General features: G+C 67.7%; 29 protein-coding genes. 12 read left to right on the top strand and 17 right to left on the bottom strand.

What is annotated here, in order from left to right; all coding sequences use genetic code 11:
* Nucleotides 1-39: 39 nt before the first annotated feature.
* The 4 genes from ppdK to MKK50_RS01345 all read right to left on the bottom strand — a co-directional run bounded on the left by ppdK (nt 40) and on the right by MKK50_RS01345 (nt 4,658).
* Nucleotides 40-2,706, bottom strand: a complete 2,667-nt coding sequence (gene ppdK / locus MKK50_RS01360; protein ID WP_499019844.1) for a pyruvate, phosphate dikinase — start codon at nt 2,704-2,706, stop codon at nt 40-42.
* A 221-nt stretch (nt 2,707-2,927) separates the two neighbouring features.
* Nucleotides 2,928-3,080, bottom strand: coding sequence for a DUF3096 domain-containing protein (locus tag MKK50_RS01355; protein ID WP_003599447.1), 153 nt, complete (start codon nt 3,078-3,080; stop codon nt 2,928-2,930).
* A 116-nt stretch (nt 3,081-3,196) separates the two neighbouring features.
* Nucleotides 3,197-3,847, bottom strand: coding sequence for a hypothetical protein (locus MKK50_RS01350; protein ID WP_499019842.1), 651 nt, complete (start codon nt 3,845-3,847; stop codon nt 3,197-3,199).
* A gap of 130 nt (nt 3,848-3,977) precedes the next feature.
* Nucleotides 3,978-4,658: a L,D-transpeptidase gene (locus MKK50_RS01345; protein ID WP_499019840.1), complete on the bottom strand. Its 681-nt coding sequence runs from the start codon at nt 4,656-4,658 to the stop codon at nt 3,978-3,980.
* Nucleotides 4,659-4,847: 189 nt separating this feature from the next.
* On the opposite strand from MKK50_RS01345, the gene MKK50_RS01340 reads away from it, so the two are divergent.
* Nucleotides 4,848-5,297 (top strand): VOC family protein, encoded by a 450-nt coding sequence (locus MKK50_RS01340; protein ID WP_499019837.1) that lies wholly within the window; start codon nt 4,848-4,850, stop codon nt 5,295-5,297.
* Between the two features lie 82 nt (nt 5,298-5,379).
* Entirely contained in the window at nt 5,380-5,640 is a 261-nt protein-coding gene (locus tag MKK50_RS01335; RefSeq protein WP_499019835.1) for a hypothetical protein, read from the top strand.
* 57 nt (nt 5,641-5,697) lie between these two features.
* On the opposite strand, the gene MKK50_RS01330 is transcribed toward MKK50_RS01335, so the two are convergent.
* Complete coding sequence (locus tag MKK50_RS01330; RefSeq protein ID WP_253371560.1) at nt 5,698-6,147, bottom strand: Crp/Fnr family transcriptional regulator; 450 nt, start codon at nt 6,145-6,147, stop codon at nt 5,698-5,700.
* A 594-nt stretch (nt 6,148-6,741) separates the two neighbouring features.
* Between MKK50_RS01330 and MKK50_RS01325 the strand changes: the two genes are divergently transcribed.
* Nucleotides 6,742-6,930: a con-10 family general stress protein gene (locus tag MKK50_RS01325; RefSeq protein WP_012254235.1), complete on the top strand. Its 189-nt coding sequence runs from the start codon at nt 6,742-6,744 to the stop codon at nt 6,928-6,930.
* Between the two features lie 124 nt (nt 6,931-7,054).
* Here MKK50_RS01325 and MKK50_RS01320 read toward each other — a convergent pair whose 3' ends face one another.
* Nucleotides 7,055-7,528, bottom strand: coding sequence for a MarR family winged helix-turn-helix transcriptional regulator (locus tag MKK50_RS01320; RefSeq protein WP_499019866.1), 474 nt, complete (start codon nt 7,526-7,528; stop codon nt 7,055-7,057).
* A 124-nt stretch (nt 7,529-7,652) separates the two neighbouring features.
* Between MKK50_RS01320 and MKK50_RS01315 the strand changes: the two genes are divergently transcribed.
* Nucleotides 7,653-8,432 (top strand): DUF1499 domain-containing protein, encoded by a 780-nt coding sequence (locus MKK50_RS01315; protein ID WP_499019833.1) that lies wholly within the window; start codon nt 7,653-7,655, stop codon nt 8,430-8,432.
* A 120-nt stretch (nt 8,433-8,552) separates the two neighbouring features.
* Here MKK50_RS01315 and MKK50_RS01310 read toward each other — a convergent pair whose 3' ends face one another.
* Nucleotides 8,553-9,485, bottom strand: coding sequence for an MBL fold metallo-hydrolase (locus tag MKK50_RS01310; protein WP_499019831.1), 933 nt, complete (start codon nt 9,483-9,485; stop codon nt 8,553-8,555).
* 106 nt (nt 9,486-9,591) lie between these two features.
* Nucleotides 9,592-10,605, bottom strand: a complete 1,014-nt coding sequence (locus MKK50_RS01305; protein ID WP_499019829.1) for a DUF2865 domain-containing protein — start codon at nt 10,603-10,605, stop codon at nt 9,592-9,594.
* Between the two features lie 749 nt (nt 10,606-11,354).
* On the opposite strand from MKK50_RS01305, the gene MKK50_RS01300 reads away from it, so the two are divergent.
* Entirely contained in the window at nt 11,355-11,531 is a 177-nt protein-coding gene (locus MKK50_RS01300; RefSeq protein ID WP_003599466.1) for a DUF1328 domain-containing protein, read from the top strand.
* Nucleotides 11,532-11,610: 79 nt separating this feature from the next.
* Here the strand turns inward: MKK50_RS01300 and MKK50_RS01295 are convergent, their stop codons facing one another.
* Complete coding sequence (locus tag MKK50_RS01295; RefSeq protein ID WP_499019828.1) at nt 11,611-11,832, bottom strand: NepR family anti-sigma factor; 222 nt, start codon at nt 11,830-11,832, stop codon at nt 11,611-11,613.
* Nucleotides 11,833-12,011: 179 nt separating this feature from the next.
* Between MKK50_RS01295 and MKK50_RS01290 the strand changes: the two genes are divergently transcribed.
* On the top strand, nt 12,012-12,815 hold the full coding sequence (locus tag MKK50_RS01290) for a response regulator (RefSeq protein ID WP_060770309.1): 804 nt from the start codon (nt 12,012-12,014) through the stop codon (nt 12,813-12,815).
* A gap of 463 nt (nt 12,816-13,278) precedes the next feature.
* Nucleotides 13,279-13,641, top strand: a complete 363-nt coding sequence (locus MKK50_RS01285) for a hypothetical protein (RefSeq protein WP_253371548.1) — start codon at nt 13,279-13,281, stop codon at nt 13,639-13,641.
* Nucleotides 13,642-13,732: 91 nt separating this feature from the next.
* Here the strand turns inward: MKK50_RS01285 and MKK50_RS01280 are convergent, their stop codons facing one another.
* Nucleotides 13,733-14,272 (bottom strand): CxxCxxCC domain-containing protein, encoded by a 540-nt coding sequence (locus tag MKK50_RS01280; protein ID WP_499019825.1) that lies wholly within the window; start codon nt 14,270-14,272, stop codon nt 13,733-13,735.
* A gap of 122 nt (nt 14,273-14,394) precedes the next feature.
* Between MKK50_RS01280 and MKK50_RS01275 the strand changes: the two genes are divergently transcribed.
* The 3 genes from MKK50_RS01275 (at nt 14,395) to MKK50_RS01265 (ending at nt 17,275) form a co-directional block, all read left to right on the top strand.
* A complete protein-coding gene (locus tag MKK50_RS01275; protein WP_253371544.1) occupies nt 14,395-15,786 on the top strand; it encodes an aminotransferase in 1,392 nt (463 codons plus the stop codon).
* Nucleotides 15,787-16,107: 321 nt separating this feature from the next.
* Nucleotides 16,108-16,323 carry a hypothetical protein gene (locus MKK50_RS01270; RefSeq protein ID WP_499019822.1) on the top strand — a complete coding sequence of 72 codons (216 nt, stop codon included), beginning with the start codon at nt 16,108-16,110 and terminating at the stop codon, nt 16,321-16,323.
* A gap of 37 nt (nt 16,324-16,360) precedes the next feature.
* Nucleotides 16,361-17,275 carry a metallophosphoesterase gene (locus MKK50_RS01265; RefSeq protein ID WP_499019819.1) on the top strand — a complete coding sequence of 305 codons (915 nt, stop codon included), beginning with the start codon at nt 16,361-16,363 and terminating at the stop codon, nt 17,273-17,275.
* 16 nt (nt 17,276-17,291) lie between these two features.
* Here the strand turns inward: MKK50_RS01265 and MKK50_RS01260 are convergent, their stop codons facing one another.
* From MKK50_RS01260 to MKK50_RS01235, 6 genes are all read right to left on the bottom strand, one after another.
* Nucleotides 17,292-17,510, bottom strand: coding sequence for a hypothetical protein (locus MKK50_RS01260; protein WP_003599481.1), 219 nt, complete (start codon nt 17,508-17,510; stop codon nt 17,292-17,294).
* Nucleotides 17,511-17,566: 56 nt separating this feature from the next.
* The gene (locus MKK50_RS01255; RefSeq protein WP_499019817.1) at nt 17,567-18,004 is read right to left on the bottom strand and encodes a GNAT family N-acetyltransferase; all 438 of its coding nucleotides are present in this window, start codon (nt 18,002-18,004) and stop codon (nt 17,567-17,569) included.
* Nucleotides 18,001-18,927, bottom strand: a complete 927-nt coding sequence (locus tag MKK50_RS01250; protein WP_499019815.1) for a DNA-3-methyladenine glycosylase family protein — start codon at nt 18,925-18,927, stop codon at nt 18,001-18,003. The genes MKK50_RS01255 and MKK50_RS01250 overlap by 4 nt, the downstream gene beginning before the upstream one ends.
* Before the next feature lie 49 nt (nt 18,928-18,976).
* Complete coding sequence (locus MKK50_RS01245) at nt 18,977-19,264, bottom strand: hypothetical protein (protein ID WP_499019813.1); 288 nt, start codon at nt 19,262-19,264, stop codon at nt 18,977-18,979.
* 206 nt (nt 19,265-19,470) lie between these two features.
* Nucleotides 19,471-20,625 carry a ribonuclease D gene (rnd, locus tag MKK50_RS01240; RefSeq protein ID WP_499019810.1) on the bottom strand — a complete coding sequence of 385 codons (1,155 nt, stop codon included), beginning with the start codon at nt 20,623-20,625 and terminating at the stop codon, nt 19,471-19,473.
* A 95-nt stretch (nt 20,626-20,720) separates the two neighbouring features.
* Nucleotides 20,721-21,110 (bottom strand): hypothetical protein, encoded by a 390-nt coding sequence (locus tag MKK50_RS01235; protein WP_499019865.1) that lies wholly within the window; start codon nt 21,108-21,110, stop codon nt 20,721-20,723.
* 168 nt (nt 21,111-21,278) lie between these two features.
* On the opposite strand from MKK50_RS01235, the gene MKK50_RS01230 reads away from it, so the two are divergent.
* Nucleotides 21,279-22,535, top strand: a complete 1,257-nt coding sequence (locus MKK50_RS01230; protein WP_437178542.1) for a D-alanyl-D-alanine carboxypeptidase family protein — start codon at nt 21,279-21,281, stop codon at nt 22,533-22,535.
* A gap of 36 nt (nt 22,536-22,571) precedes the next feature.
* On the opposite strand, the gene MKK50_RS01225 is transcribed toward MKK50_RS01230, so the two are convergent.
* Complete coding sequence (locus MKK50_RS01225; RefSeq protein WP_499019808.1) at nt 22,572-24,473, bottom strand: AsmA family protein; 1,902 nt, start codon at nt 24,471-24,473, stop codon at nt 22,572-22,574.
* 369 nt (nt 24,474-24,842) lie between these two features.
* On the opposite strand from MKK50_RS01225, the gene MKK50_RS01220 reads away from it, so the two are divergent.
* Nucleotides 24,843-25,583 (top strand): CoA transferase subunit A, encoded by a 741-nt coding sequence (locus tag MKK50_RS01220; protein ID WP_499019863.1) that lies wholly within the window; start codon nt 24,843-24,845, stop codon nt 25,581-25,583.
* Nucleotides 25,584-25,601: the final 18 nt, after the last annotated feature.

The raw sequence follows: 25,601 nt of genomic DNA, 5'->3' as shown, positions 1-25,601 counted from the left end.
CCCCCGCGGGTCATGCCCGCGGAGGCGTGGGTCGTTTTCTCAGGCGTCCTTGCCGAGGGCCGCCTGCGCCGCCGCGAGGCGGGCGATCGGCACGCGGAAGGGCGAGCAGGACACGTAGTCGAGTCCGACCTCCTGGCAGAAGGCGATCGAGGCCGGGTCACCGCCATGCTCGCCGCAGATGCCGAGCTTGAGCCCGGCGCGGGTCGCACGGCCGCGCTCGACGCCGATCCTCACCAATTCGCCGACGCCCTCCTGATCGATCGATACGAACGGATCGACCGCGAGAATGCCCTTCTGGGTGTAGGGCCCGAGGAAGGTTGCGGCATCGTCGCGAGAGATGCCGAGCGCCGTCTGGGTCAGGTCGTTGGTGCCGAAGGAGAAGAACTCCGCGGTCTCGGCGATCTCGCCGGCCTTGAGCGCGGCGCGGGGCAGCTCGATCATCGTGCCTACCTGATAGTCGAGCGTGGCACCCGTCTCCTCCGACACGGCCTTGGCCATGGCGTCGATGCGGGCCTTGACGATGTCGAACTCCATCCGCGTGAACACCAGCGGCACCATCACCTCCGATGTCACCGGGGCGCCGGTGTCTTTGGCGGCCTGAATCGCGGCCTCGAAGATCGCGCGGGCCTGCATCTCCGCGATCTCGGGGAAGGCGATGGCGAGGCGGCAGCCGCGGAAGCCGAGCATCGGGTTGTGCTCGGAGAGTTCGCGGATGCGGTTGCGGATCTTGTCCTCGCTGATGCCGGTGGCCGACATCACCTCGCGGATCTCCTCGTCCGTGTGCGGCAGGAACTCGTGCAGCGGCGGATCGAGCAGGCGGATCGTGACGGGCAGGCCCGACATGATCGTGAATAGCTCGACGAAGTCCTGCCGCTGGTAGGGGAGGATCTTGGCCAGCGCCGCGCGGCGGCCTTCGGTGTCGTCGGCGAGGATCATTTCGCGCACGGCGATGATCCGGTCACCCTCGAAGAACATGTGCTCCGTGCGGCACAGGCCGATGCCCTCGGCGCCGAACTTGCGGGCGGCGCGGGCGTCGGCTGGGGTGTCGGCGTTGGTGCGGACCTTCATGGTGCGGACGGCGTCCGCCCACTCCATCAGGGCGGCGAAATCGCCCGACAGCTCCGGCTGGAGCATCTTGACCTCGCCCTGGATCACCTGGCCGGTCGAGCCGTCGATGGTGATGACGTCGCCCGCCTTCAGGGTGACGCCGCCGACGGTGAGCGTCTGCGCCTTGTAGTCGATCCGGATCGAGCCGACGCCGGAGACGCAGGGCTTGCCCATGCCGCGGGCGACCACCGCCGCGTGGCTGGTCATGCCGCCGCGGGTGGTGAGGATGCCCTCGGCCGCGTGCATGCCGTGGATGTCCTCCGGCGAGGTCTCGATACGCACGAGGATGCAGCGGCGCTCGGCCTTCTTGGCGGTCTCGGCAGCTTCCGAGTTGAACACGATCTCGCCGACCGCCGCGCCGGGCGAAGCCGGCAGGCCGGTGGCGATGACCTTGCGCTCGGCATCCGGATCGATGGTCGGGTGCAGAAGCTGATCGAGTGCGCCGGGCTCGATGCGCTTGATCGCCTCTTTTTTCGAGATCAGGCCCTCGCCCGCGAGTTCCACGGCGATGCGCAGGGCCGCCTTGGCGGTGCGCTTGCCGTTGCGGGTCTGGAGCATCCAGAGCTTACCGCGCTCGATGGTGAACTCCATGTCCTGCATGTCGCGGTAATGCTTTTCGAGGATCCCGTAGATCCGCGTCAGCTCGGCGAAGCTCTCGGGCATCGCCTTTTCCATCGACGGCTTGTCGGACTTCGCCTCCAGCCTCGCCTTCTCGGTGATGTCCTGCGGCGTGCGGATACCCGCCACCACGTCCTCGCCCTGGGCGTTGATAAGGAACTCGCCGTAGAGCGCGCTCTCGCCGGTGGAGGGGTTGCGGGTGAAGGCGACGCCGGTGGCAGAGGTGTCGCCCATGTTGCCGAACACCATGGCCTGGACGTTCACCGCCGTGCCCCAGCTCTCGGGGATCTGGTTCAGCTCGCGGTACTTCTTGGCCCGCGGGATCATCCAGGAATCGAACACCGCGCCGATCGCGCCCCAGAGCTGGTCCTCCGCCCCTTGCGGGAAGTCGGAGCCGTGCTCGTCGCGGACGATCTTCTTGTAGACGCCGATCAGGTGCTTCCAGTCATCGGCCTTCAGGTCGGTGTCGAGGGTGAGGCCCTTCTGCTCCTTGTAGTGCTCCAGCGCCTCTTCGAAGGCGTGGTGCTCCACGCCGAGCACGACGTTCGAGTACATCGTGATGAAGCGGCGGTAGGAATCGTAGGCGAAGCGCTCGTCCTCGGCGTCCTTGGCCAGTGCCTCGACGGTGGCGTCGTTGAGGCCGAGATTGAGCACCGTGTCCATCATGCCCGGCATTGAGGCCCGCGCACCGGAGCGGACCGAGACGAGCAACGGCTTTTCGGCATCGCCGAAGCGGCGGCCGGTGAGCGTGCCGACCTTGTCCAGGGCTTCCTTCACCGCGTCGGTGAGCTCGGCCGGGTAGGTCTCGCCATGCTGGTAGTAGTAGGTGCAGACTTCGGTGGTGATGGTGAAGCCAGGGGGGACCGGAAGGCCGAGATTGGACATCTCGGCGAGGTTCGCGCCCTTGCCGCCGAGCAGGTTGCGCATCGACGCCTCGCCCTCGGCCTTGCCATCACCGAAGGAATAGACCCATTTCGTCATCAGGCTCTCCGCTGGACGGATGTAGCGACCTTAGCGCCGTTCACGCGGGCGTGGCGCATCTCATGCCGCAGTGCAAGGATTAGCTTCGTGTCGCTCCGCGGCCGGGAGTGACGATGTGAAGGCGCTGTCAGGAACGAAAGTACGCACCTCATACGACAGGGACCTTGCGCGCGCGTTCAGCGCGTTTCGTCCGAGCCGCTTCGAGCGTCACGGGGCGCGGTTCAAGAAAAATGACGCAGCACACCCAGGCCGATCAACCCAACGACGATTAGGTAGACCGCGACGATATAGTTCAGGAGCCGCGGCGCGATCAGGATGAGGATGCCCGCCAGGATCGCGATGATCGGCTGCAGGTTCGACACGGTGATGGTCATGCGCACACTCCACGGCCAAGCTTGGCCGCAATGGAAAAATGCTCCGGCCCCGGCTGCGGTTCCTCATTCGGGACGTCGAGCCGGGCGGTTTACGTCCGGGCAGCCCGTCCAGATCGTCAGTCCCTGTAGGCGTGACGCTCATAGAAGCGGACGTCGTCCCTCAGGATATGGTTGAGGCGCGATATCAACTGCGTGTCGCCGAGCATTTCCGATCTCTCGTCGTATCGCGGCGTCACGTTGATCTCGTGGTCGGGATTGATCGGCTGTTCCGCCAGCGCCGATAGGGAAGCGAAGAATACGTCCCGCCGATCATGACGGCCGATGAGGTCGAAGCACGACATATCGACACCGCCAAAATACGTTCTCGACATCAAATGCGAGTAGGTCGGAATACGCGCCATTTCCAAGACCGTCAGCTTATTCTTTTTGATATATTGAAGGAGAATACCACCGACATTATCGGGAACCGATTGGAAATAAAAATACGTCGACATCAATGCATCGACGGGATGGCGCAGCATCACGAATCGCCGCGCGTCAGGGATGCGCCGATATTTGTTGATGTGAAGATGACCGTAGACGCACTCGATGCCGGCCGGGATCGCAAAGTCGCGCGCGAAATAGCCGATCGGATCGAACGTCACCGGTGAGTCGACGCGGGGAGGCGCCTCGTCGTAATCGCGCAATAGACGCGCGCCATAGGTCTCCGTGAGGGCCATTCCCACGGATGAACCGCCCGCTTTCGGGTAATGCACGCCGATCAGCATCCAGCGGCTCCTTCCTGCTCGATCCTACGTCGCCGGATCGGCCATCCCCTGCCCGCGCCTGGCCACGCCTCATAGGGAGGCTGACCGTCAGGGGCAGGATCCGAGGTGACAGTTGGATGCGAGGGCGTCCTCAGGCGCGATACTTGCCGCTGCGCTTCACGATCACACGGGCGCCGACGGGGACGCGCTCGTAGAGATCAACGATATCCTCGTTGAGCATGCGCACACAGCCCGAGGACATCTGCTCGCCGATGCTCCACGGCTCGTTGGTGCCGTGGATGCGAAACAGCGTGTCGCGGTTGCCGTTGTAGAGGTAGAGCGCCCGCGCGCCGAGCGGGTTGTCGATGCCGCCCTTGCGCGAGCGCTCGATGCCCGGATTGAGCGAGACCATCGTCGTGGTTGGGCTCCAATCCGGCCACACGCCCTTGCGGCCGATGCGAGCGTCACCCTTCCAGGAGAAGCCGGCCTTGCCGACGCCGACGCCGTATTGGAGCGCCGTGCCGCCCTCCTGAACCAGGGCGAGATGACGCTTATCGATATCGACGACGATCGTGCCCGGCACCTCAGGACCGCTATAGGCAACTTCCTGACGGCGGTACTTCGGGTCGATACGCGACCGATCGACCAGCGGCACGTCGAACGGCTTGTCGGGCATCGTACCGATGTACCAGGCCGCATCGTCGTCGCCTCCGGCCATCCGGCCCGGCTTCGAGGATTGGCAGGCCGCCAGCGGAATGAGGCAAAACGCGGCGAGCAAGACTCGACGGGTGCTGGTGCGCGCCGTCTTATCAGCGGTTCGGGGGGCTGCCATCGCGGCTCCTGTCACCGCCGACGGGGGCGGGTTGGCGTTGCAGATCATCCGCCATGACTACCCGTCCTTGAGCAGATCGGGTGTGACTTCGAGGCCGCATCGGCGGAGGAACGTTGCCGTGAGGCCGTCTGGCCGCGGGCCCGGGCCGCGTTATCTGCCGCACAAGATCGCGTGAGGAGGCGACGTCCCATGCCCGAGACAAAGACCGAAACCGAACTCGTTGTAGAGGCAGGCGCCGACGTCGCATCACTGGCACCGGCGATCCACCTCGACCATTGCGTGATCCACGTCTCCGACTGGGAGCGCTCGACAGCCTTCTACCGGGACGTGTTGCGGGCCGAGGTGATCCCGATCGGCAAAGGGGTCGCGTTCCGGTTTGGCGGGGTGCAGCTCAATGTGCATGGCCCCGGTCAAATCGGGTCACCGCGGGCGCGCGAGCCGGTGATGCCCGGAGGCAGCGATCTGTGCTTCCGCTGGTCGGGCTCGATCGAGGACGCGATGGCGCATCTCACCGCCCACGGCGTAGCGGCCGAACTCGGGCCGGTGGAGCGCAACGGCGCGGCGGGGCAGGGCGTGAGCGTCTACTTCCGTGATCCGGACGGCTCGCTCATGGAGTTCATCACCTATCCGACACCGTAAATGCACCGCGGATGGCGCAACCGGCGATGACGGCCGATCGTTGACCGATGGTGAGGGGCGGCGAGGGACGATGGAGCGAGCGATGCGACGCCTGACGATCACGACGCTGGCTCTGTCCGCAGCGGTCCTACCAGCCGGTCCGGTCTGGGCCTTCGGCTCCGGTGGCGGGTCATCGGGCGAGGGCGACGGGTACCTGCGTCAGGAACTCCAGAATCCCGGCTATATCGAGCCGAGCCCCTATGCCTATCGCAACGGCTACCGGCCGAACGATCCGGGCGCCGAATACGAGGCGCGCCGACGGAGTTATCCGATCTACGGCCAGTGGGGCTGGAAGTATCGCTGAGCGCCCACGTCGCTCACTTTCAGAAAGCGGCGTCGGACGCTCAGGTCTTCGATTAGCTCAAGCGTTGCCGACACGCTCGGCCAGGCGCTGATTGGTCTGCTCCAGACGCAGGGCGAGTTCGCGCATGACGGCGATGCTGATCTGCGGAAACTGCGCGAGCAATTCGATGAAGACGTCGCGGTCGATCCGCAGCGCCGTCGTCGCAATGTCCGCGGTGACGGTCGCCGAGCGCGGCTGATCGGCCAGGATGCCCATCTCGCCGACGAGAGCGTTGGGGCCGAGCAGGGCGAGACGGACCGGGCCAAACGGGCCGTCGATCGACACCGCCGCCGATCCTTCGAGGATGAGATAGGCCGCGTCCGCTGCCTCACCGCGCGCGAAGAAGGCCTGTCCCGCCTCGAAATGCACCCGCTCGCTGGTGAAAGCGAGAAGCTTGAGGCGGGACGGTTCCACCTCGCGGAACAACGGCACCTGCCGCAGGGACATCACCTCGGTGTCGAGGGTCATGGACTCACTCCGATGCGTCCCCTGGGCGGCAGGCGGAAAGGGCCGCGGGTAGACGCACCTGCGAACCGTGTCAAAGTCGCGGTTCGCTTGCTTGCTGACGTCCCTGAAAATGAGATCCGACACGACCGCCTGATCGGCTCACGCGAACGGCAACATAATGCCGCAGATACCGATCAACGCCGGGTCGAGAGTCCGATCTCGCCGGGACCCGGCTTCTCGCGCTTCGCGCTCGCATTAGGCTGCGGCGAATCCGTGGGCTCCTCGTGCGTCTTCGGCGTCGGGCTGTCTTCCGGGGCCGGCATGGCTGGCAGCGGCGTCCTATTCGGCTCGGGGGCAACCGCGCCTCTCGAAGCCGGGGCAGCCTTGGCTGCAAGCGAAGGCTTTACCATATATCGGTTCGTCATCCCGGTTCCTCTCGGCTGTGGATGGCCTGTGGAGACGCGTTCACAAGTCCGCGCAGTTCGTTGGCGTGTGCGGCGCTAACGTGTGGATGAGACAGGGGTTTCCCCGGACCCGGCGCTCGATACAGCCAAGGAACAATCGATTGGGATGAAGGTTGAGAGGGGTGTGAAGAGTTAGCCTGAGGAGGCGTTGATGGCATCTGGTAATTCCACCTCGAAGCGAGGTTTTGCTTCCATGAATATCGAACGGCAGCGCGAGATCGCCAGTAAGGGCGGTCGTTCCGTCCCGGCGGATAAGCGGTCGTTCTCGCAGGATCGTGAACTGGCCTCTTCGGCTGGCCGCAAGGGTGGTCAATCGACCGGTCGCACGGGCGAGGCTTAATCCGGCTGAGGCGGTGACGGGCGCGAGTTTCGCGCCCGACCGCCCAGCCTTCTCAGAACAAGAAATATATTTCTATTCGACAGGCGCCGAGGGCGTCTGTTTTTTTGGAGCGACGAGCGGACTGTCAGAACGCGGCGTCCGAGCGGGCCAATTCACGCCATTTGACGACGAGATCTTCGAACATGCGGAGATCGGCTTCGTCGAGCCGGCCAAGGGTGCGTGCGACATAGTCAGCCTGCGCCGCGATCCCGCGGGCAGCCACTCGTGCGCCGGCCTCCGTGAGATGAAGTGCGTGGGAACGGCGATCACCGGGGATCGGGCGACGCTCTACGAGACCGGCCTCGACGAGGCGGTCGATGAGGCCGGAGACGTTGCCCTTCGTGACGTAGAGCCGGGCCGCCAGCTCCTGCTGCGTCAGCCCCTCACGCTCGCTCAACGTCGACAGCACATCGAATTGCGGGATCGACAGACCGAGTTCCCGCAACTCTGTGGCGACCGCAGCGGTCACCCGCCGGCTGAGGCGGATGAACCGAAACCAGACCCGGAGCGGATCGACGGGTTCGGTGTTCGATACGGGGCGGTCTTGACGCTCGGACATGTCCGTCCAGCTTGTAGCAGAGGGATGCATCCCGGACAGCCGAGTGGCGCGCCTCACCCCCAGCCTGTAGACTGCCGGGCGGGTTATCCTCGTCTTCTTCTCTTCCTCATTCGTCTCCGGGGCCATGCGCCGTCAGCTTCTCGATGAACCGGTGACCCGGGCCGGCCGCTACGCGCGAACGCTCGCCTTGTTCTCCTTGATCGTGACCGCCATGGCGGTACTGATCGTGCGCAGCCCTTCGGCGGAACCGTCAGCGGCCCTTGCCGTGCTGGGCGGCGGCGTCGCGCTCTCCGTCATCGCGGTGGCGCTGGCCCTGTTCGCGATGGCGCGGGTCTGGCGGGAGGGCGCTGGCGGGCTCGGCGCCGCCGTCGGCGGGCTGTTCGTTGCGAGCCTCGTTCTGGCCTATCCGGCCTATGCCGCGCTCAAGGGCGTGCGCTTGCCGGCACTGACCGATGTGACGACGGATACCGAGCGTCCGCCCGCCTTCTCGCGCTCGCGCCTTGCCTTCGCCGCCCGGGACGGCCGCTACCCGGCCGAACCCGGACCGGCGGCCCGAGAGGCGCAGCGAACGGCCTATCCGCAGATCGCACCGCTCACGCTCGACGTGGAGGCCGATGAAGCCTTCGAGCTGGCCCGCAAGGCGGCGGTGAACCGGAAGTGGCAGATCGTCGAGGCGATCCGGCCCGGCGGGCGGGTCGGCAACGGCCGCATCGAGGCGGTGGCCCATACCCGGATCCTGAACCTACCCGCCGACATCACCGTGCGGGTGCATCCGCGGGCAGACGGCGCGCGCATCGACGTGCGCTCGGCCTCCCGGATCGGCGACCGCGACTTCGGCGACAATGCCGACCGCATCCGCTCCTATCTGGACGAGGTCGCCAACCTCGCCATCGCCCTGAAATAACGACTCAAAGAATCGGGGCTCAGCGCATCATCCCGAAAGGTGGCCTCAGGCTTTCGGAAAAGATGATGCAACAACAAGGGACGAAAGCATTGTCCTGGATCCGATATCCAGGACAATGCTTCAGGCGGGGCGGAACGCTCCCCCGAGCAGGGGCGGGCCCTCGGTGACCGCGAGGCCCCGCTCCACCAGATCCTCGAGATGGGCAAAGACCGAGAGGGCCGCCGCACCCCGCAGATGCGGGGCGAGCCCCTGATAGACGGTGCAGACGATGGTTGCGATGTCGTGATCGCCCGCGGCCAGCCGAGCGCGGATCGCTGCCTCCCGCTGGCGGCGGTGAGCGGCGAGGCCGCGCACGAAGCGGCGCGGATCGCGCACGGGCCCGCCATGGCCCGGCCAGTACAGCGTCTCGCCCCGCTCCCGCAGCCGCTCCAGCGATTCCATGTAGGCCCGCATCGACCCGTCGGGCGGCGCAACGATCGAGGTCGACCACGCCATGACGTGATCGCCGGAGAACAGCACGTTCTCCTCCGGCAGAGCGAAGGCGAGGTGGTTCATGGTGTGGCCGGGCGTGGCGACGGCAGTCAGCGTCCAGCCCTCGCCGGCCAGGGTCTCGCCGTCCGCCAATTCCCGGTCGGGCCGATGGTCGCGGTCGGCGCTGGCATCGAGGATGGGCAGCTCGTTCTCAGCGAGTTGCCGTGCGGCCCGGTGCGGACCGCAGCCGATGATCGGTGCGCCGGTCTGCGCCTGCAGGAGACGCGCGCCGGGAGAATGGTCGCGGTGGGTGTGGGTGACAACGATGGCCGCTACCTCCTCGCCGTCGAGCGAGGCCAACAAACCCTCGACATGCCCGGCATCCGCCGGCCCCGGATCAATCACCGCGACCCGGCCGCGCCCGACGATGTAGGAGCAGGTTCCGCTCGCGGTGAACGGGCCGCCATTGGGGCAGATCCGCCGCCGCACGAGGGGGCTCAGCGCCTCCGTTTGCCCCGCGGCGGGCAGGGTGCTCTCGAAACCGGGGGAGGGGGCCTGCGCGTCCGCGGACGATTCACTCATAGACGACGGCTTCGATGCGACGAGGGTGACGCCCGCCTACGACAGCCCGGCGCTTTCGCCAACTCGTGGGGCGGAGTTCGTGGGGCGCGTTCGTGGGGCCGAGCGATCAATGTCCGAAGGGCGAGGGTGACACGACGCGAACCGCCCCGAACCCTTCGCCGCGCGAAACGACCGGCGCAAAACCGGAGGAAGCCCCGACGGTCGGCAGCATCAGGATCTGCGCCTCGGCGACCCGCAGGCGTCGCGAGCCGTTCCCCTTCGCCCGCAGAGCTTCACGGAACGCCGCGGTCGCCGCATCGCGACGCAGGGCGCCGACGCGATCCTCGATGGCGTTGCGATGCTGCCGGCTCAAGGCGGCGACGCGGTAATCGACGAGCGCCGGCCCCGTGCGCGAGAGGCCCGCGACGAGATCCGCTCCCTCCTCCGACGCGACGACGTCGCCCGGACGCAGCGTTCGGTCCTCGGCCAACGGCATCAACAGGCCCACGGCGCCCGGCGGCTGACAGGAGCAGTTCTCGACGCGGGTGCGGCGGTAGAGGTTGGCAGTTGAGGCGCGCAGATAGGGTCGGCCGTCGAGGGCAACGGACTGCTCGAGTTCGCCCCGCCCCGGCGCTAGGGTGAACAATTCGGTCGGTGCATTGGGACAGGCCGCGGCGCAAGCCGCCGCATGAACAGGGAGATCGGCCCGCGCACGCAGGCGGCCGAGGGGGAAGATGTACCCGTCGCACCGGCGCATGCAGACGGTCCGCGTTCCTGCGGCGAAGGAGGCCGGAGACTCCACCCTTGCTCGGGCGCGAATGGGCGTCGAACGCATATCGAGGCGCGGCGTTCGTTGCACGAAGCGATGTCCGGCAACGCGCCGCATGTCGGGGAGCGACGCGTAGCGCCGGGGTGCCCTCGGGGCCGGCTTGGCGATCGTTGCGGGCGCGGGGCTTGCCGCCCCGAAGATCGTCTCGAACAGCCCGTTGAGCAGGCCACGCTCCGCGGCACGCACCCTCGTCGTCGCGCTCATCACCCCAAAGCCGATCAGCAGACCTACGAGCGCGGTGGCGACTAGGCTGCGCCGCGGGCGCACTCGTGCTGCGGCGGCACCGCTCTTGGCCGCCTGTGTCTCGGCCACCCGTATCTCGGACACCCATGCGCCGGGTGCGCGCTTGCCGAACCCCATCGTTGCCGCCCCCGTCGATCCGGCGCGGTCGCCACGGAGACGAAACCGACCGGACGTTTCGCCCGAGATCCAGCTAGTCGGCCGCTCGAGGAGGGGACAATGTCGGCAAACCACGCAGGAATGGCTGCACCTGCGTTTTCACGGCGCGCCGAACCGCAAAGCATTGCGGCGCCGGCCTCTTTCGATCCGCCTGGCGAACGGCGCGGCACATCGGCAGGCATCGTATCTGTGGACGGCTCGATGCCATGAAAAAAGCGCTGCCCGGTGGGACAGCGCTTGGGACGACCACATTCGGGCCGAACGAAAACGGCCGCGTTAGCGGCGGCGAATCGACTTTACGCGAACGGGGATGGGCTGGAGAACCGGTTGGGGTGACAGCGCCGAAACGAGCCGTGCAGCGGCCTCCAGAACGGCTTTCGCTTGAGCGATACCGGGGACGAGGATCTTTTTCTGTGCGGGCACGCCAAAGGCCTCCTTCACATCATCAAGTCTGAGTGTCGTCTGATCGTCTAGGGGTAAGATGGTGACGAACGGTCGAATTTGCCAGTCGGTTCCAGGGGCGTAGCACGGTCGCAGGCCCACCGTAACAAAGTGTTCACAGCCTTGGAAACGTACAAGGAACCTGCGACGAAAACTTGGCGTTATTGCTTCCAAGAGGCCGCGGCACGGGCCGCGCCAGTTCTTTTGGAAGGAAGTTCGACATGCTCGGTTGGGCTGTTACGTTCCTGGTGGTTGCCCTCGTCGCGGCCCTGCTGGGCTTCGGCGGCATCGCCGGTACGGCCATGGAGGCCGCAAAGCTCGTCTTCTTCGTTGCGATCGTCCTGTTCGCGATCTCGGCCGTGATCGGCCTGATGCGCGGTCGTTCGCCGACCTTGTAGCCGTTTGCGACCATGACAAACGAGCCGCACCCGGCAGCGGGGGCGGCTCGCACCGTTCAAGATGTATAGAGATATCGGCTCAAGCGCTCGCCGAATCCTCCGGATTGGGTACATCGTCTTCCAGGCGCGCGATCAGATCCCGAAAACGATCCGGGATCGGCTGCTGAACGACGGAGTCGTAAAGGGTGCGTAGGTGGGATCCGATGCGCCTTTGCGTCTGGTCATTCAAACCATTTTCGCTACGCCCTCGAGTGGACCGGTCCCTGGAAGGGAACGCGCCGGCCGGCTCGTCCTCGTTCATGCTTTCAAGATCCCCTTGGCGCCACATCTGCCGCGATTGTCTTGCAGCTTGACATGAGTCATGGCTGCAGCAGCAACGCCGACATGCGGCTGGGGTTCCGCATAGGCCAGGAACGGACGTCGAGCCCCCGCGTTAGGGGCGCAGCGACAAACGAAGAGCGAAGAGGCTCAGGGGAACTCATGTCCACAGCACAACTGGTCGTGCAGCACCTTCCGTATCTGCGCCGTTATGCGCGCGCGCTCACGGGCAGTCAGGTGGCGGGCGATGCCTACGTCGCGGCCACCCTCGAAACGCTGGTCAACGAGCCCGAGACCCTCGGCCGCAGCACGAACGTCAAGGCCGACCTCTTTCGCGTCTTCACGCGGATTTGGAACTCGCTCTCCGTGAACGGCCACAGCGATCAGGTGCAGCACGACCTGCCGGCCGAGGTTCGACTGGGCCAGATCACGCCGCTGCCCCGGCAGGCGTTCCTCCTCTCGTGCCTCGAAGGCTTCTCGGAGGAAGATGCGGGCGTGATCCTCGACGTGGACGTCTCCAAGGTGCGCGACCTCGTGGACGAGGCGGGCCGCGAGCTCGCCGCCGACATGGCCACGGAGATCCTCATCATCGAGGACGAGCCGCTGATCGCCATGGATCTGGAAGCCCTGGTCGAAGGCCTCGGTCACAACGTCATCGGCGTGGCGCGCACCCGCACCGAAGCGGTCAAGATCGCCTCCGAGAGCAAGCGCCCCGGCCTGATCCTGGCCGACATCCAGCTCGCCGACGGCTCGTCGGGCCTGGATGCGGTCAACGATCTACTGAAGACCTTCGAGGTGCCGGTGATCTTCATCACGGCCTACCCTGAGCGCTTCCTCACCGGCGAGCGCCCCGAGCCGGCCTTCCTCATCGCCAAGCCGTTCCAACCTGCAAACGTGTCGGCCGTCATCAGCCAGGCGCTGTTCTTCCAGCAGAGCGCGCGCCGCCGCGAGGCGCACAGCGCCTGAACCTGAGCTTCAGAACGGAAACCGAGGGCGCCGACCAGCAAGGCCGGCGCCTTTTTTCGTGCGCGACGAGAACGTCTTGACGACCATCACTGGCTGGCAGAGTGCCCGCTGTGCATGCGCACGAAAAAACGGGCCGGACCATTGTCCGACCCGTGAAGAGGTTCCGGCCGATGCACAAGGGGAATGCGGGGAGGACCAGAGTGGCCGGGTGATTCTTTAACGGATTACCATCAGCCGGGTTCCGGACCCGGCGCCGAACCCATCACATTTTTCATCCACAGGTGCTTTTATATCACGGCCATCCGGCGACCGCCGCCTCCACCCGCCCGCCGCGTTGCGACAGCGTGCGCGCCCATCAAGCCTAGAATACTGATTTGATCCGAAGCGGGACAGTGAAGGAACCGGAGATCTGCAAGCAGCGTTGTGCTGACAACCTGTCAAGCTCCCATCGGAGATCGCAAAGATGCTTCGGACCGGCTTCGCCCTCGGTGTGAGTGTTCCCGCTGCGATCATGACCTTGTTGCTGCTGCCGGTGGTTCGGCAGGAGGCCGATGCGATGGGGGCTCCGACGGCTCCGCGCGTCGCTTACGAGGCGCCGGCCACGCCGCTGCCGGGTATGCGCCCCTATTCCACCGCCCTTACCCCGATCCATGTGGCGACAGCGCCCCGCCCGTCCACGCGTTCGGAGTCGCTGCCGGCCCGCTCGGCTCAGGAAGAGTTGCCGGCCAAGCCCCGTCGCCTGACGCGGGAGGGCTGCGAGGCTCCGCTCAGCTCGCTCGTCGGGCCGGAAGCGCGCCGCATGGTCCCCGGACGTTGCATGACCTGATACGTCCGAGCGGATTGGATAGGCCGGCCCGAGCCGCACCGGCATCGAGCTTCGGGGGCTGTAGGGTCGAATGCTTTAGCGAAGGCTCGTATCAAGCCGGCTGCGAAACTTTCTCGACATCGGCGGTCATTCCCGCCGGTCCCATCCGCTCCCGGCCGACCAGACGGTCGCCGGGCTCGAAGCTGCCGAGGGCTACGTCCCGATCCGGCAGGACGACCGTCGTCATCCTGTTGACGTGGACGAGCACGTAGCGCCGCAGCGGCAGTGACGCCGCAGCCCAGCGCCGCAACTGGTCGTGATAGGGCGCGCGCTTCCAAGCCCCCGCCTGACCGGGATCGACCTGAACGTTGAGGAAGCGGGTCACGGGGTCGAGGCTGAGCACCATCTTGGCCCGATCCGGACGCCATTCCGGGCCGATCCAGACCTCCGTCATCCAGAGACAATGGAAGGCCCGGCAATGGTCGGGCCGGTCCTCATGGATGCCGCAGCCGCCGCCGGAGCGGACATGCCGGCACCACCGCCCCGCCGGACTCTCGACCGCGGGCACCTCGTAGACCTTGCAGCACAAGGTGCAGGGGCCGCAGGCGCGGCCCGGAGCGGGCACGGCGACGATGGTGGCCGGATCGAGCATCGCGAGCGGATCGGTTGTGTTGATCGATGAGGCGAACGGCGCCTTCCTGCGGGAGATTGCGGCCGTTAGTGTGGCGGGGTTGCCGGCGCGCCCCGTCGGCGAAGACTTCCGGCTGCTGCATCATGCTGTCGAACATCGCCGCCCGCGACGTCGAGACCCTGATCCACCCCTACACCAACCTGTCCACCTTCCGGGAGACGGGCCCGCTGGTGCTGGAGCGAGGCCACGGCGTCTGGGTCTACGACACGGACGGGCGCCCCTATCTCGAAGGCATGGCCGGGCTGTGGTGCACGGCCCTGGGCTACGGCAACGAGGAGTTGGTCGAGGCAGCCGCCGATCAGATGGGCAGACTGCCCTTCGCCCACCTTTTCTCGGGCCGCAGCCACGATCCGGCGATCGAGCTGGCCGAGACGCTGAAAGAGCTGATGCCGGTCCCGACTTCGAAGATCTTCTTCACGTCTTCCGGGTCGGAAGCCAACGACGCGCAGGTCAAGCTTCTCTGGTACATGAACAACGCGCTGGGGCGCCCGCGCAAGAAGAAGATCATCGCCCGTAAAAAGGGCTATCACGGCGTCACCGTCGCGACCGCCTCGCTCACCGGCCTTCCCGCCAACCACGCCGATTGGGACCTGCCGATCGACGGCTTTCTCCACGCCGCCTGCCCGCACCATTACCGCGGCGCCGAAGCCGGCGAGACCGAGGAAGCGTATTCGCAGCGCCTCGCGGCGGAACTCGAAGCGCAGATCCTTGCCGAGGACCCTGACACCGTCGCCGCCTTCTTCGCCGAACCGGTGATGGGGGCGGGCGGGGCCATCGTGCCGCCGGCCGGCTACTTCCCGGCGATCCAGGCGGTGCTCGACCGCTACGACGTGCGCCTCGTCGCCGACGAGGTGATCTGCGGCTTCGGCCGGCTCGGGACGTGGTTCGGCAGCGAGGCGCTCGGCATGCGCCCGAACACCCTCTCCTTCGCCAAGGCCTTGACCTCGGGCTACCTGCCGCTCGGCGGCATCAGCATCGACGAGCCGCTCTACCGGGCGATGCTCGACGAGAGCGTCAAGCTCGGCGGCTTCGGCCACGGGACTACCTATTCCGGGCATCCCGTCGCCTGCGCCGTGGCCAATCGCGCGCTGCACATCTACCGGCGCGACCGCATCGTCGAGCGGGCCGGGGAGCGTGCGCCGCATTTCCAGGCGGCTCTGGCCCGGCTGGCCGACCATCCCCTCGTCGGCGAGGCGCGGGGCATGGGGCTGATCGGCGGCATCGAGATCGTGGCCGACAAGCCTTCGAAGCGGCAGTTCGAGCCGAAGGCGGCGGTGGCGGCGCGCTGCGTCGCCTTCGCGCAGGACGAGGGTCTGATCGTGCGCTTCCTGGCCGGCGACCGCATCGCTGTCTGCCCGCCTCTGGTGATCGAGCCCGACGAGATCGACACCTTGTTCGAACGCCTGAGCCGCGCCCTGGATCGCACCGCGGCCTGGATCGCGCAGGAAGGCCTGCAACCCATGCCGGCCCGATGAGAAGCGCATCCGGACGGCGGATCAAGTCACCGGCTCTTCCGGTGTAAATCCACGGAGGGCGTTGCAAGATGGGCCCCGCTGCAATGCACTATCGCGTGGCCGAAAAGCGACCATAGGCCGTGCCCGATTTGTCGCCTTGCGCGAAATTCAGGCTCATCCGCCGTCTTAAGCTTCCGTTCATGTCGTTGGGTCGATCACAGAAGGGACGGCATCTTCGCAATCTCGCCACGAGCGGGGTGTTGAAGGGTCGTCCTCGCCATGGTCGCGAGGCAGACGATCGAGCCACTGCGGTCGCCCCGACGCGCAAACAGGACAGGACCCATGTACGCCCCCAGCCGAACCCCGACCTTCGCGGCAGAGCCGGGCATCGCCCCCCCGGTGACCGTGGCCGGGGATCGCGAGAATTTCCGCCCCGTCGCCCTGCCGGCGCTCGCCGCCGCGGTCCATGTCGGCAGCGCTGCCATGAAAGCGGCCCGCGCCAAGGCCGAGGCCCGGAAGGCCGTTCGCTTCGTACACGAGGATGAGCCTGTCGATTGAGGCTTGACGCTGCCGCCGCGCCATCGGCTCTGGCGGCATGCTCATTCTTCCGACTCGCAGGCAGGTTCTCGGCGGATTCGGCGCCTCGGCGCTGACGCTCGGCTCCGGGGGCGCCTACGCCTTCATCGTCGAACCACGGTTCCGGCTCGCGCTGACCCGCTACGGCCTGACGCCGCCGGGGTGGGACCCCGGCCACCGGCTGCGCATCGCGGTGCTCGCCGACATCCATGTCTGCGAGCCTTACATGCCGCTCGACCGGGTGGCCGAGATCGTGGCGGCGACGAACGCGCTCGCCCCCGACCTGATCCTCCTGCTCGGCGATTATCCCGCCGGCCGGAAGGTGACGTGGCACCGGGTGCCGCTCTCCGATTTCGCGCGGCTCGCCGAGGGTCTGCGCGCACCACTCGGCACCTACGCCGTCCTCGGCAATCATGATTGGTGGGACGATCCCGAGGCGATGCGTGCGGGCAAGGGGCCCGTCGAGATCCGGCGGCTGCTCGAAGCGCGCGGCATCCCGGTTCTGGAGAACGACGCGGTTCGTCTGACGCATTACGGCCGGCCGTTCTGGCTCGCTGGGCTCGCGGATCAGGAGCCGTTCCTCCCGCTCGGCAGCCGCCGGAGCCTCGCCGACCTTCCGGGCACTCTGGCCAAGGTGACGGATACGGCGCCGGTGATCTTGATGGCGCACGAGCCCGACATCTTCGTGAAAATGCCCGCCCGCGTCTCCCTCACGCTGTCGGGCCATACCCATGGCGGCCAGATCCGCGTGCTGGGCTACTCGCCGGTGCTGCCCTCCCGCTACGGCCAGCGCTTCGCCTACGGCCATGTGGTCGAGGACGGGCGCCACCTCATCATCTCCGGCGGCCTCGGCGTCAGCGGGGTCGGCATCCGCTTCGGGGTGCCGCCGGAAATCGTCCTGATCGAACTCGGCGGCGAACCGCCCGCGGCCTGAAGAAATCCGCGCCCGCTCAGCCCTTCCGACGCGGCGCCGCGCCGACATGCAGGAAGCTGCGCTCGCCGGTCGCGGCTTCCGCGACGTGCTGGATGGTGTCGAGTAGCTGGGCGATCGGCCGCGGACCGGCATGGGGCGCCAGCGCGTCCGGTGCGACCCGGCGGGCGACGGTGCGCCCGGCCACGAGCTGCGCCTCGCTGAGGACATCGAAAGTACGGCCGACTCGTCGGTTCATCGCTCTCTCCGCTGAGCCCAACCGTGACGCCATCATGGTAAACGAGGCGTTAACGCTTACAGCACGAGGCGGTAGCGGCAGAAGTCGTCGGCCGCGACAAAGCGCTCGTAGAGTCGCCGGGCCTCCGCGTTCCCGGTTCGCGTGTGCCAGTAGAGCCGCGACCAGCCCCGTGCCTTGCCTCGATCGACGAGGTCGGCGATCAGCGCCCGGCCGATCCCGCCGCCGCGCGCCTCGAGCGCGACGAACAGATCCTCCAGGTAGCAGACCGGCGCGGTGGTCCATGTCGCCTCGTGCAGGACGTTGACCGTCATGCCGACGAGCGTCCGGTCCCGCTCCGCCAGCCGTGCGAACACGGGCGAGGCCGGATCGAGGATGCGAGCCCATGTCGCGGCGGTGACCGCCTCTGGCAGCGTCTCAGCGTAGAAGGCGAGGTAGCCGGCCCAGAGCCGGCGCCACCCGGCCTCATCTTCGACGGCGGGATCACGGATCATCATGGCATCCTCCGTGCAGCATCCTCGGCCCAGAGATGGATCGCCGCGTAAGCGCGCCAGGGCCGCCAGGCCGCCGCGCGGTCGAGAAGTGCCGGCCGGCTCGGACGCCCGGCGCCGGTATCGAGGGCGCGCATCAGCCCCACATCTCCCGCCGGGAAGGCATCGGCCTGCGCCAGGGCGCGCATGGCGACGTAATGCGCGGTCCAATCACCGATGCCGGGCAGGGCCTTCAGCCGCGCGACTGTTTCATCGAGTCCGCCCCCGGGTGCGAACAGATCCGGCGTGGCGAGCATCGCCGCGGCCAGCCCCTGGATCGCCCGGCCGCGGGCGCGGGGCATGTTGAGCACGAGTGAGATCTCGGCGTTTACGAGCTGCTCCGGCGTCGGGAACAGGTGGGTGAGACCGGGCTCATCCCCCCACGTCTTTCCGTCGAGGGGCGTGCCGAAACCCGCGACGAGGCGGCCGGCGAGACGGGTCGCGGCGGCGACCGAGACCTGCTGCCCGAGGATCGCCCGGACCGCCAATTCGAACCCGTCGAAGGCACCCGGCATCCGCAGACCGGGCCGACGCGCCACGAGGGCGGCGGTGAAGGGATCGAGCCCGAGGCCGGCACCGATCGCCCGCGGGTTGGCGTCGAGATCGAACATCGCCCGCACCCGCGCGAGGATTTTTTGGTGTTCGCAATCCGAGCCGAGGCCGCGGATGCGGACCGACAGAGCGCTCGCCTCGGGCGTGACGGAGAGGATGCCGTGGCGCCCGTCGAGGACGAAGGTGCGGGCATAGCGGCCGGGCGTCACGGTTTCGACACCGGGGCTGGCATGGTCGGCGAAGAAGCGTTCGAGATGCGCCCAATCATAGGGTTGGGGGCAGGCCAGCGTGAATGCGGCCCCGTCCTCTCGGGTTGCAGGCGTAGGGGTGCGCGTCATGGAACGGTGGGGAGCGTGGCGGTGAGTCGGCCCCACTGTTGAGCCGACGTCAGTCCAGCGCAACCGGTTCGGTGCTCTCGAACTCCGCGGTGTCGCCGACGAGGTCGGTGAGAGAGACAGGCAAGCTCCGGGAATCCTTCAGGTGCAAGGTCGCATCCGGCGTGATCCAGAGCGGGCGCAGGGCCGCGTGCCGGCCGGTGAGGCTGCCATGGGCGACCACGATGCCGTCACGGCGCTCGATGACGATCTTGTAGCGGACCGCGACCGGCTCGATCCCCTGAGCGGACAGGGTACCGCGGCCACTCAGAACCTGAAGGACTTCGTTCGGCTCGAACATGGGAGGGGTCAGCGGCCGGGAATGAGAGGCAAAATGGTTTGCCACTTAATCCCGGACTACGGCACCTGCGTTCCGACGCCAAGGTGCCGCGATGACAGTTCCCCGCTCTTCCCAGCCAACGCGAGCCGTGGCAGCGGGCTCGGCGCGGAACGGAGCTGTTCGCCACGGCCGAGCCGTCAGGGCATCGCCCGCCGGACGGGGAAGGCTTACGGCAGTTCGCGCACGGTGACCCGGCCGCGCTCGACCGAGAGCGCCATGCGGCCGTGCTTGAGCGCCAGGGCCTTGTCGCCGAACAGGGAGCGGCGCCAGCCCTGGAGCACGGCCACGTCCGCCGCGTCGTCCTCGGCGAGTGCTTCGAGGTCATCGACGGTGGCGATGATCTTGGGTGCCACGCCCTCGGCCTCGGCCACCGCCTTGAGCAGCACCTTGAGCAGATCGATCAGGGCGCCGTTGCCGCCGCCGCGGGCGCGGCTGCGCTCGGGAACGGCGATCTGCGACGGGTCGCGGGCGAAGCCCCGCTCGACCGCGGCGAGAATCTCGGTGCCGGTGCGCGAGCGCTCGAATCCGGCGGGGATGGTGCGCAGACGGCCCAGGGCCTCGACGCTGCGGGGGCCGGCGGTGGCGATGTCGATCACCGCCTCGTCCTTGAGGATGCGCCCGCGGGGCACGTTGCGGCTCTGCGCCTCCGCCTCGCGCCACGCGGCGACTTCCATCAGCACCGCGATCTCTCGCGGCTTGCGCATCCGCCCCGAGAGCCGGCGCCACGCCTGGGCGGGCTCGGCCTGATAGGTCTCCGGCGAGGTGAGGACCGCCATCTCCTCGTCCAGCCAGAGGCCACGGTCGGTGCTCACCAACTCGGCGGCGAGCACCTGATAGATCGTCACGAGATGGGTGACGTCCGACAGGGCATAGGCGAGTTGCGCCTCGGACAGGGGACGCCGCGACCAGTCGGTGAAGCGGGAGGATTTGTCGATGCGCGCCTTGGCAACATCGTTGACCAGTTGCTCGTAGGAAACCGAGTCGCCGTAGCCGCAGACCATGGCCGCGACCTGCGTGTCGAAGAACGGGTGCGGCAAGAGCCCGCCGAGCAGCCAGATGATCTCAAGATCCTGCCGGGCCGAGTGGAATACCTTCACGGTGCTCTCGTCGGCCATCAGGTCGAAGAACGGCTTGAGATCGAGACCTTTCGCCAGTGGATCGACGAGGCAGGCAAATCCGTCGGGCCCGGCCATCTGGATCAGGCAGAGCTTCGGATAATAGGTCGTCTCGCGCATGAACTCCGTATCGACGGTCACGAACGGCTGCGCGGCGAGTTGGGTGCAGGCGTCGGACAGAGCCTGCGTTGCGGAGATCAGTTCCATAGAACCGGCTATACCGAAGGACGTGCGTCACCGCGAGCCGATGAGGGGCCTCTTGTCCCCACGCGATTGCGCTTCGCGACGAAAACTTCGCTCATTCACGCAGCCCGGCGGGGGATGCGCGCGCTCCGGGCCCTGCGCTGCGCCTCGGCGCGGACGAGCAGCCAATCAAGGATACCGGTTTCGATCCGCGTGCCGGTGGCAGGCTCGGTGAGACGGCGAATGCGGTCGGCCCGCAAGCCGCGATAAAGCCCGTGCGCCCGGTCGGTGCCGCCGAGCAGGGTGCGGCCGGGGCCGAGCTTCAACTCACGCGCATCGAGCGTGCGGGTCGTCCAGGCGCCGCGGGCGTCCTCGTAGACGACCTCGAAACGGCCTTCGAGCGGCAGCGTGCGCCACGCGCCCTGCATCTCACTGTCCGAAGCCGGCGCAGGCGCACAACGGGAGCGGGAGGACGGCGCATCCGTGGGGTGAAAGCGTCGATATTTCATGGACTTGATATGGGATTTGCCATGGTTTTCCACAAGCATATGCATGCCCCTTCGGCGCGCTCATGACGCGCTGCGGGATCGAACTTTGCCTTCGATATCGAATTGTATCCGGGCTAAGGTCACGCTTGATCGGCGCGGGCGGCAAACGGGATCGTGGGAGAGGCCAGGATGAGTGAGAGACGGTTCCGAGCGGCGCGCTGGGCGCTCGCGGGAATGCTGGCCGCGGTCGTCAGTGCCTTTCTTCATCCGGCGCCCGCGCGCGCCCAAAGCTTCCAGACGGCGGCCGCGCACGCGATCCTGATCGATGCCGAGTCCGGCTCGGTGCTGTTCGAGAAGGCCGCCGACGAGCCGTTCTCCCCGGCGAGCATGGCTAAGCTGATGACGGCGGAAATCGTGTTCCGCGCCATCAAGGAGGGGCGTCTCTCCATGGACACCGAGTTCACGGTGACCGAGGACGCGTGGCGCCGCGGCGGAGCCGGGGGCGGCGGCTCGTCAATGTTCGCGCAGGTCAACAGCCGCATCAAGCTCTCCGACCTGCTGCGCGGCCTGATCGTGCAGTCGGGCAACGACGCGGCGATCACCATCGCCGAGAACATGGCTGGCACCGAGGACGCCTTCGCCGGGATGATGAACCAGCGCGCCAAGGAGATCGGGCTGACGCGCTCGACCTTCCGCAACGCGACCGGCTACTCGGCCCCCGACCAGAAGGTGACGGCCCGCGACATGGCGCGGATCGGCCAGCACCTCATCGACACCTACCCCGAGTTCTACAAGATCTATTCCGAGCGCGAGTTCACCTGGAACAAGATCAAGCAGCAAAACCGCAACCCGCTCCTGACCCTCGATATCGGCGCCGACGGCCTGAAGACCGGCTATCTCGAAGAATCGGGCTACGCGCTCACCGGCTCCGCGGTGCAGAACGGCCAGCGGCTCATCATGGTGGTCTCGGGCCTCAAGACCGCGCGCGACCGCGCGGCGGAAGCCCGCAAGATGATGGAATGGGGGTTCCGTGCCTTCGAGCCGCGGCAGGTCTTCAACGCGAACGAGACGATCGCGGACGTCTCTGTCTTCGGCGGCGAGAAGGGCTCGCTGCCGGTCGTGGCCAACAAGCCGGTGCGCCTGCTGTTGCCGCGCGGCACCTCGGACCGGGTGACCGCCAAGGTGGTCTACCAGGGGCCGCTCGTCGCGCCGGTGGCGCAGGGCCGCGAGGTCGGCCGCCTGCGCGTCACCCGCGGCGACACCCTCGCCCTGGAGCAGCCGGTCTACGCCGGGGAGACGGTGGAGGCCGGCACCCTGTCGCAGCGGGCCCTCGACGCGGCGCTGGAAGTCGGCACCGACCTCGTCCGCCGCGCCTTCGAGAAGGCCAAGGGTGGCAACGGCGCCGGCAGCACGTCCACGGCCGGTACGGCGAGCGGCAACTCCTGAGACCGACGCCTTGACCGGACGCCGCCGGTCCGGATGTCAGGGGGCGGTGTTCGAGGGCACGTAGGCGCGGATGCCGAGCGGCAGATCGGCGCCGGGCCTCTGGAAGGAATCGGGGGCGGCAGGCGGGCGTGCCTCGTCCCCGGCCGGACGCGGCGCGGCGCTGGCCCGGACGCTCACGGCATCCCAGGGACCACCGATCTCGAACAGCGTGGCGGGGGTTGACGCCCCGTCGGCAGAGGCGGTCGCCCGCGACAGGATTTCGGCCCGCGCCTGGAAGCGGCGGTCGGCAAGGGCGACACGCCCGTTCAGGGACGCACCGAGGGTGCGGGAGGCAAGCCGGCCCTCGACGATCTCTCCGACGCCATCGGCGAACAGCAGGGTCACGGCGGCGTGTTCGAAGGGCGTCCGGCCGTTGCGCCGGGCCAGGGCCCCCGGCGCCACCGCGCCGCCGCGGTGGACCACATCGGCGAGATCGAGGCCGGACAGGGCGCCGTCCGCGCTCTCCAGCGCAACCCGGCCCGACACGGAACGGGCCAGGGCATCGACGTCGTGGCCGGCTCCCTCCAGCGCGAGACTGCCCCGCGTCGCCCCGAGCACCCAGCGGGACTGGCCGAGATCGTCCAGCAAGGCGCCAAGATCGAGCCCGTCGAAACTGCCCTGCGCCTTCACGCGGGTCAGGGCCGCGTCGCTCCCATCGGCCGCAAGCGAAACCCGACCCTTGACCATGCCGCCCCGCACGTTGGCGCGGCCGAGCGACGCCTCGATGCCGTCCTCACGCACGAGAACGCTGGAGGCGAGATCCGTCATTTGCACCGGCCCGATCCGGGCATTGCCGGCGGAGATCCGCAGATCGAGGTCACCCCCGGTGAAGGGGCGCAAGGCGAGGGACCGGCCGCGCCAAGCTGCATCGTCGGTCCCACGATCGAAGCCTGTCAGGCGCAGAAGCCCAGCGAGCAACGGCGAGAGGTTGAGGTTCTCAGCGGCGAGCGTGGCCTGTACCGCGTTGCGCTGCGGGCCGAAGGTGGCCGAGCCGGCCCCCTCCAGCACGTTCCCGTCGCTGCGCACGGTGACGCTCGGAAACTGGATCTGGCCGGAGGCCGCCTCGAAGCTGCCCTCCACGGCGAAATCCTCGACGAAGGGCGACAGGGCGAGACCTCCGCCGGTCAGGGCCAGAGTCTTGTGAAGGGATCGCGTCTGGAGGCTGCCAGTGCCCGAGGCCTTGAGGCCGTCGCGCAGGCTGCCGCTGCCTTCGGCGCTCAGCGAACCCGTCGGCCATGTCAGGGCGGCGGTGAACGGACTCTCGCCCCCGGAGAAGAGCGCGTAGGGCCGCAGACCCGTGAGCGTGATCCGGGCGCTGCCATCGCCCCAGCGCAGCCCCCCATTCACCGCGAGGCTCTCGCTCCAGGCCGGCCAGGAGATCGTGAGATCGACGTCGCGGGCCGTCTGCAGCGTTCCGTCCCGCGGGTCGCGGCCCTTGAGCGCGCAGCGGGCGAGGATGATCCGTCGGGGCCGGTCACCGTCCTCGCCGGCGATGCTGTGGGTCAGGCGCTCGGCCGCCGCGGACCAGCGGGTATCCCCCGCTTCCTGCGGCAGCACCAGTTCCGAACCGTCGAGCGTCAGGGAATCGACCTCGACCCGGCCGGTGAGCAGGGCAGCGAGACCAAGCTGAAGCGACAGATTCCCGCCCGCAGCCAGCACCGGCCCGGCGGCATCGCCCTCGGTCAGGCGGATATCTTCGAACACGATCCGGGGGAGGGGCAGCAGCACGACCTCCGTGCGTCCCCGGGCACTGAGCGCCACGCCCCAGCCCTGTTGCAGGCCCCGGCTGACGAAGCGGGCCGCGCCGGGTGCCTCGATCGACCACGGCAGACAGGCAGACACCAACCCCGCAGCAACAAGTCCGAGTGCGAGGGTGGAAAAGGTGCGGCGCAGCGACATTGCACTCCGTGGGCAGGCGACGCGGATCGGATTCGGCCGAACCGCATCGGCGTGGCGAGCCGTGCGTTCCGAGTCCTTAGCCGGTTCCGGTCCTTCTGTCTCGCGACCGGGGGAAAGCCGGCCCGCAACGCGGTGGACGGCGCGGGCCGCCTCTTCGATGAGAGTCGGCCTCGCGCACCGGGCGAACGGTTACGGCGCAGGGTTTTTGCATTGCGCACAAATGCGTCGCCGGTTTGACGGAGCCCGCTTCGCGTTGCACACCCGGTCGCCATCGATCGGGAGCGCGGCCGGCCGCCGATTCTCTGACATTGTATCGTGGCCAACGAATCTTGGCCCGCCCTGGCGGAAGACGAGGAAGGGACGCTGTCGATGAAGAAGGTCTACCCGGATCCGAAGGCGGCGCTCGCCGGCCTCCTGCGCGACGGCATGACGATCATGGCCGGCGGCTTCGGCCTGTGCGGCATCCCAGACGAGTTGATCGACGCGATCCAGGCCTCCGGCGTGCAGAACCTGACCATCGTCTCGAACAATGCCGGCATCGACGGCGTGGGTCTCGGCAAGCTGCTCGACACCCGTCAGGTCAAGAAGATGATCTCGTCCTATGTCGGCGAGAACAAGGAATTCGCCCGCCAGTATCTCGGCGGCGAACTCGAGATCGAGTTCAACCCGCAGGGGACGCTGGCCGAGCGCATCCGCGCCGGCGGCGCCGGCATCCCGGCCTTCTTCACCAAGACCGGTGTCGGCACCAAGGTCGCCGAGGGCAAGGAAGTGCGCGAGTTCGACGGCGAGCGCTATGTGATGGAGCGCGGGCTGTTCGCGGATCTGGCGATCGTCCACGCCTGGAAGGGCGACACCGAGGGCAACCTCGTCTACCGGAAGACGGCGCGCAACTTCAATCCGATGATGGCCACCGCCGCGGAGGTGACGGTCGCGCAGGTCGAGCATCTCGTCGAGCCGGGCGAGATCGACCCCGACCACATCCACACGCCGGGCATCTTCATCGGCCGCATCCTCCACGTGCCGGCGCGCGAGAAGCGCATCGAGCAGCGCACCGTGCGCAAGCGCAAGGAGCCCCAGGCAGCAGCGGCGGCCGGCGGCGGCCAGATCTGATTCGACCATCGGCCGAGA

The sequence above is a fragment of the Methylobacterium sp. J-043 genome (assembly GCF_022829505.1).
GTDB lineage: Bacteria > Pseudomonadota > Alphaproteobacteria > Rhizobiales > Beijerinckiaceae > Methylobacterium > Methylobacterium extorquens_A.
This window is presented reverse-complemented; position numbering and strand designations above follow the sequence as displayed.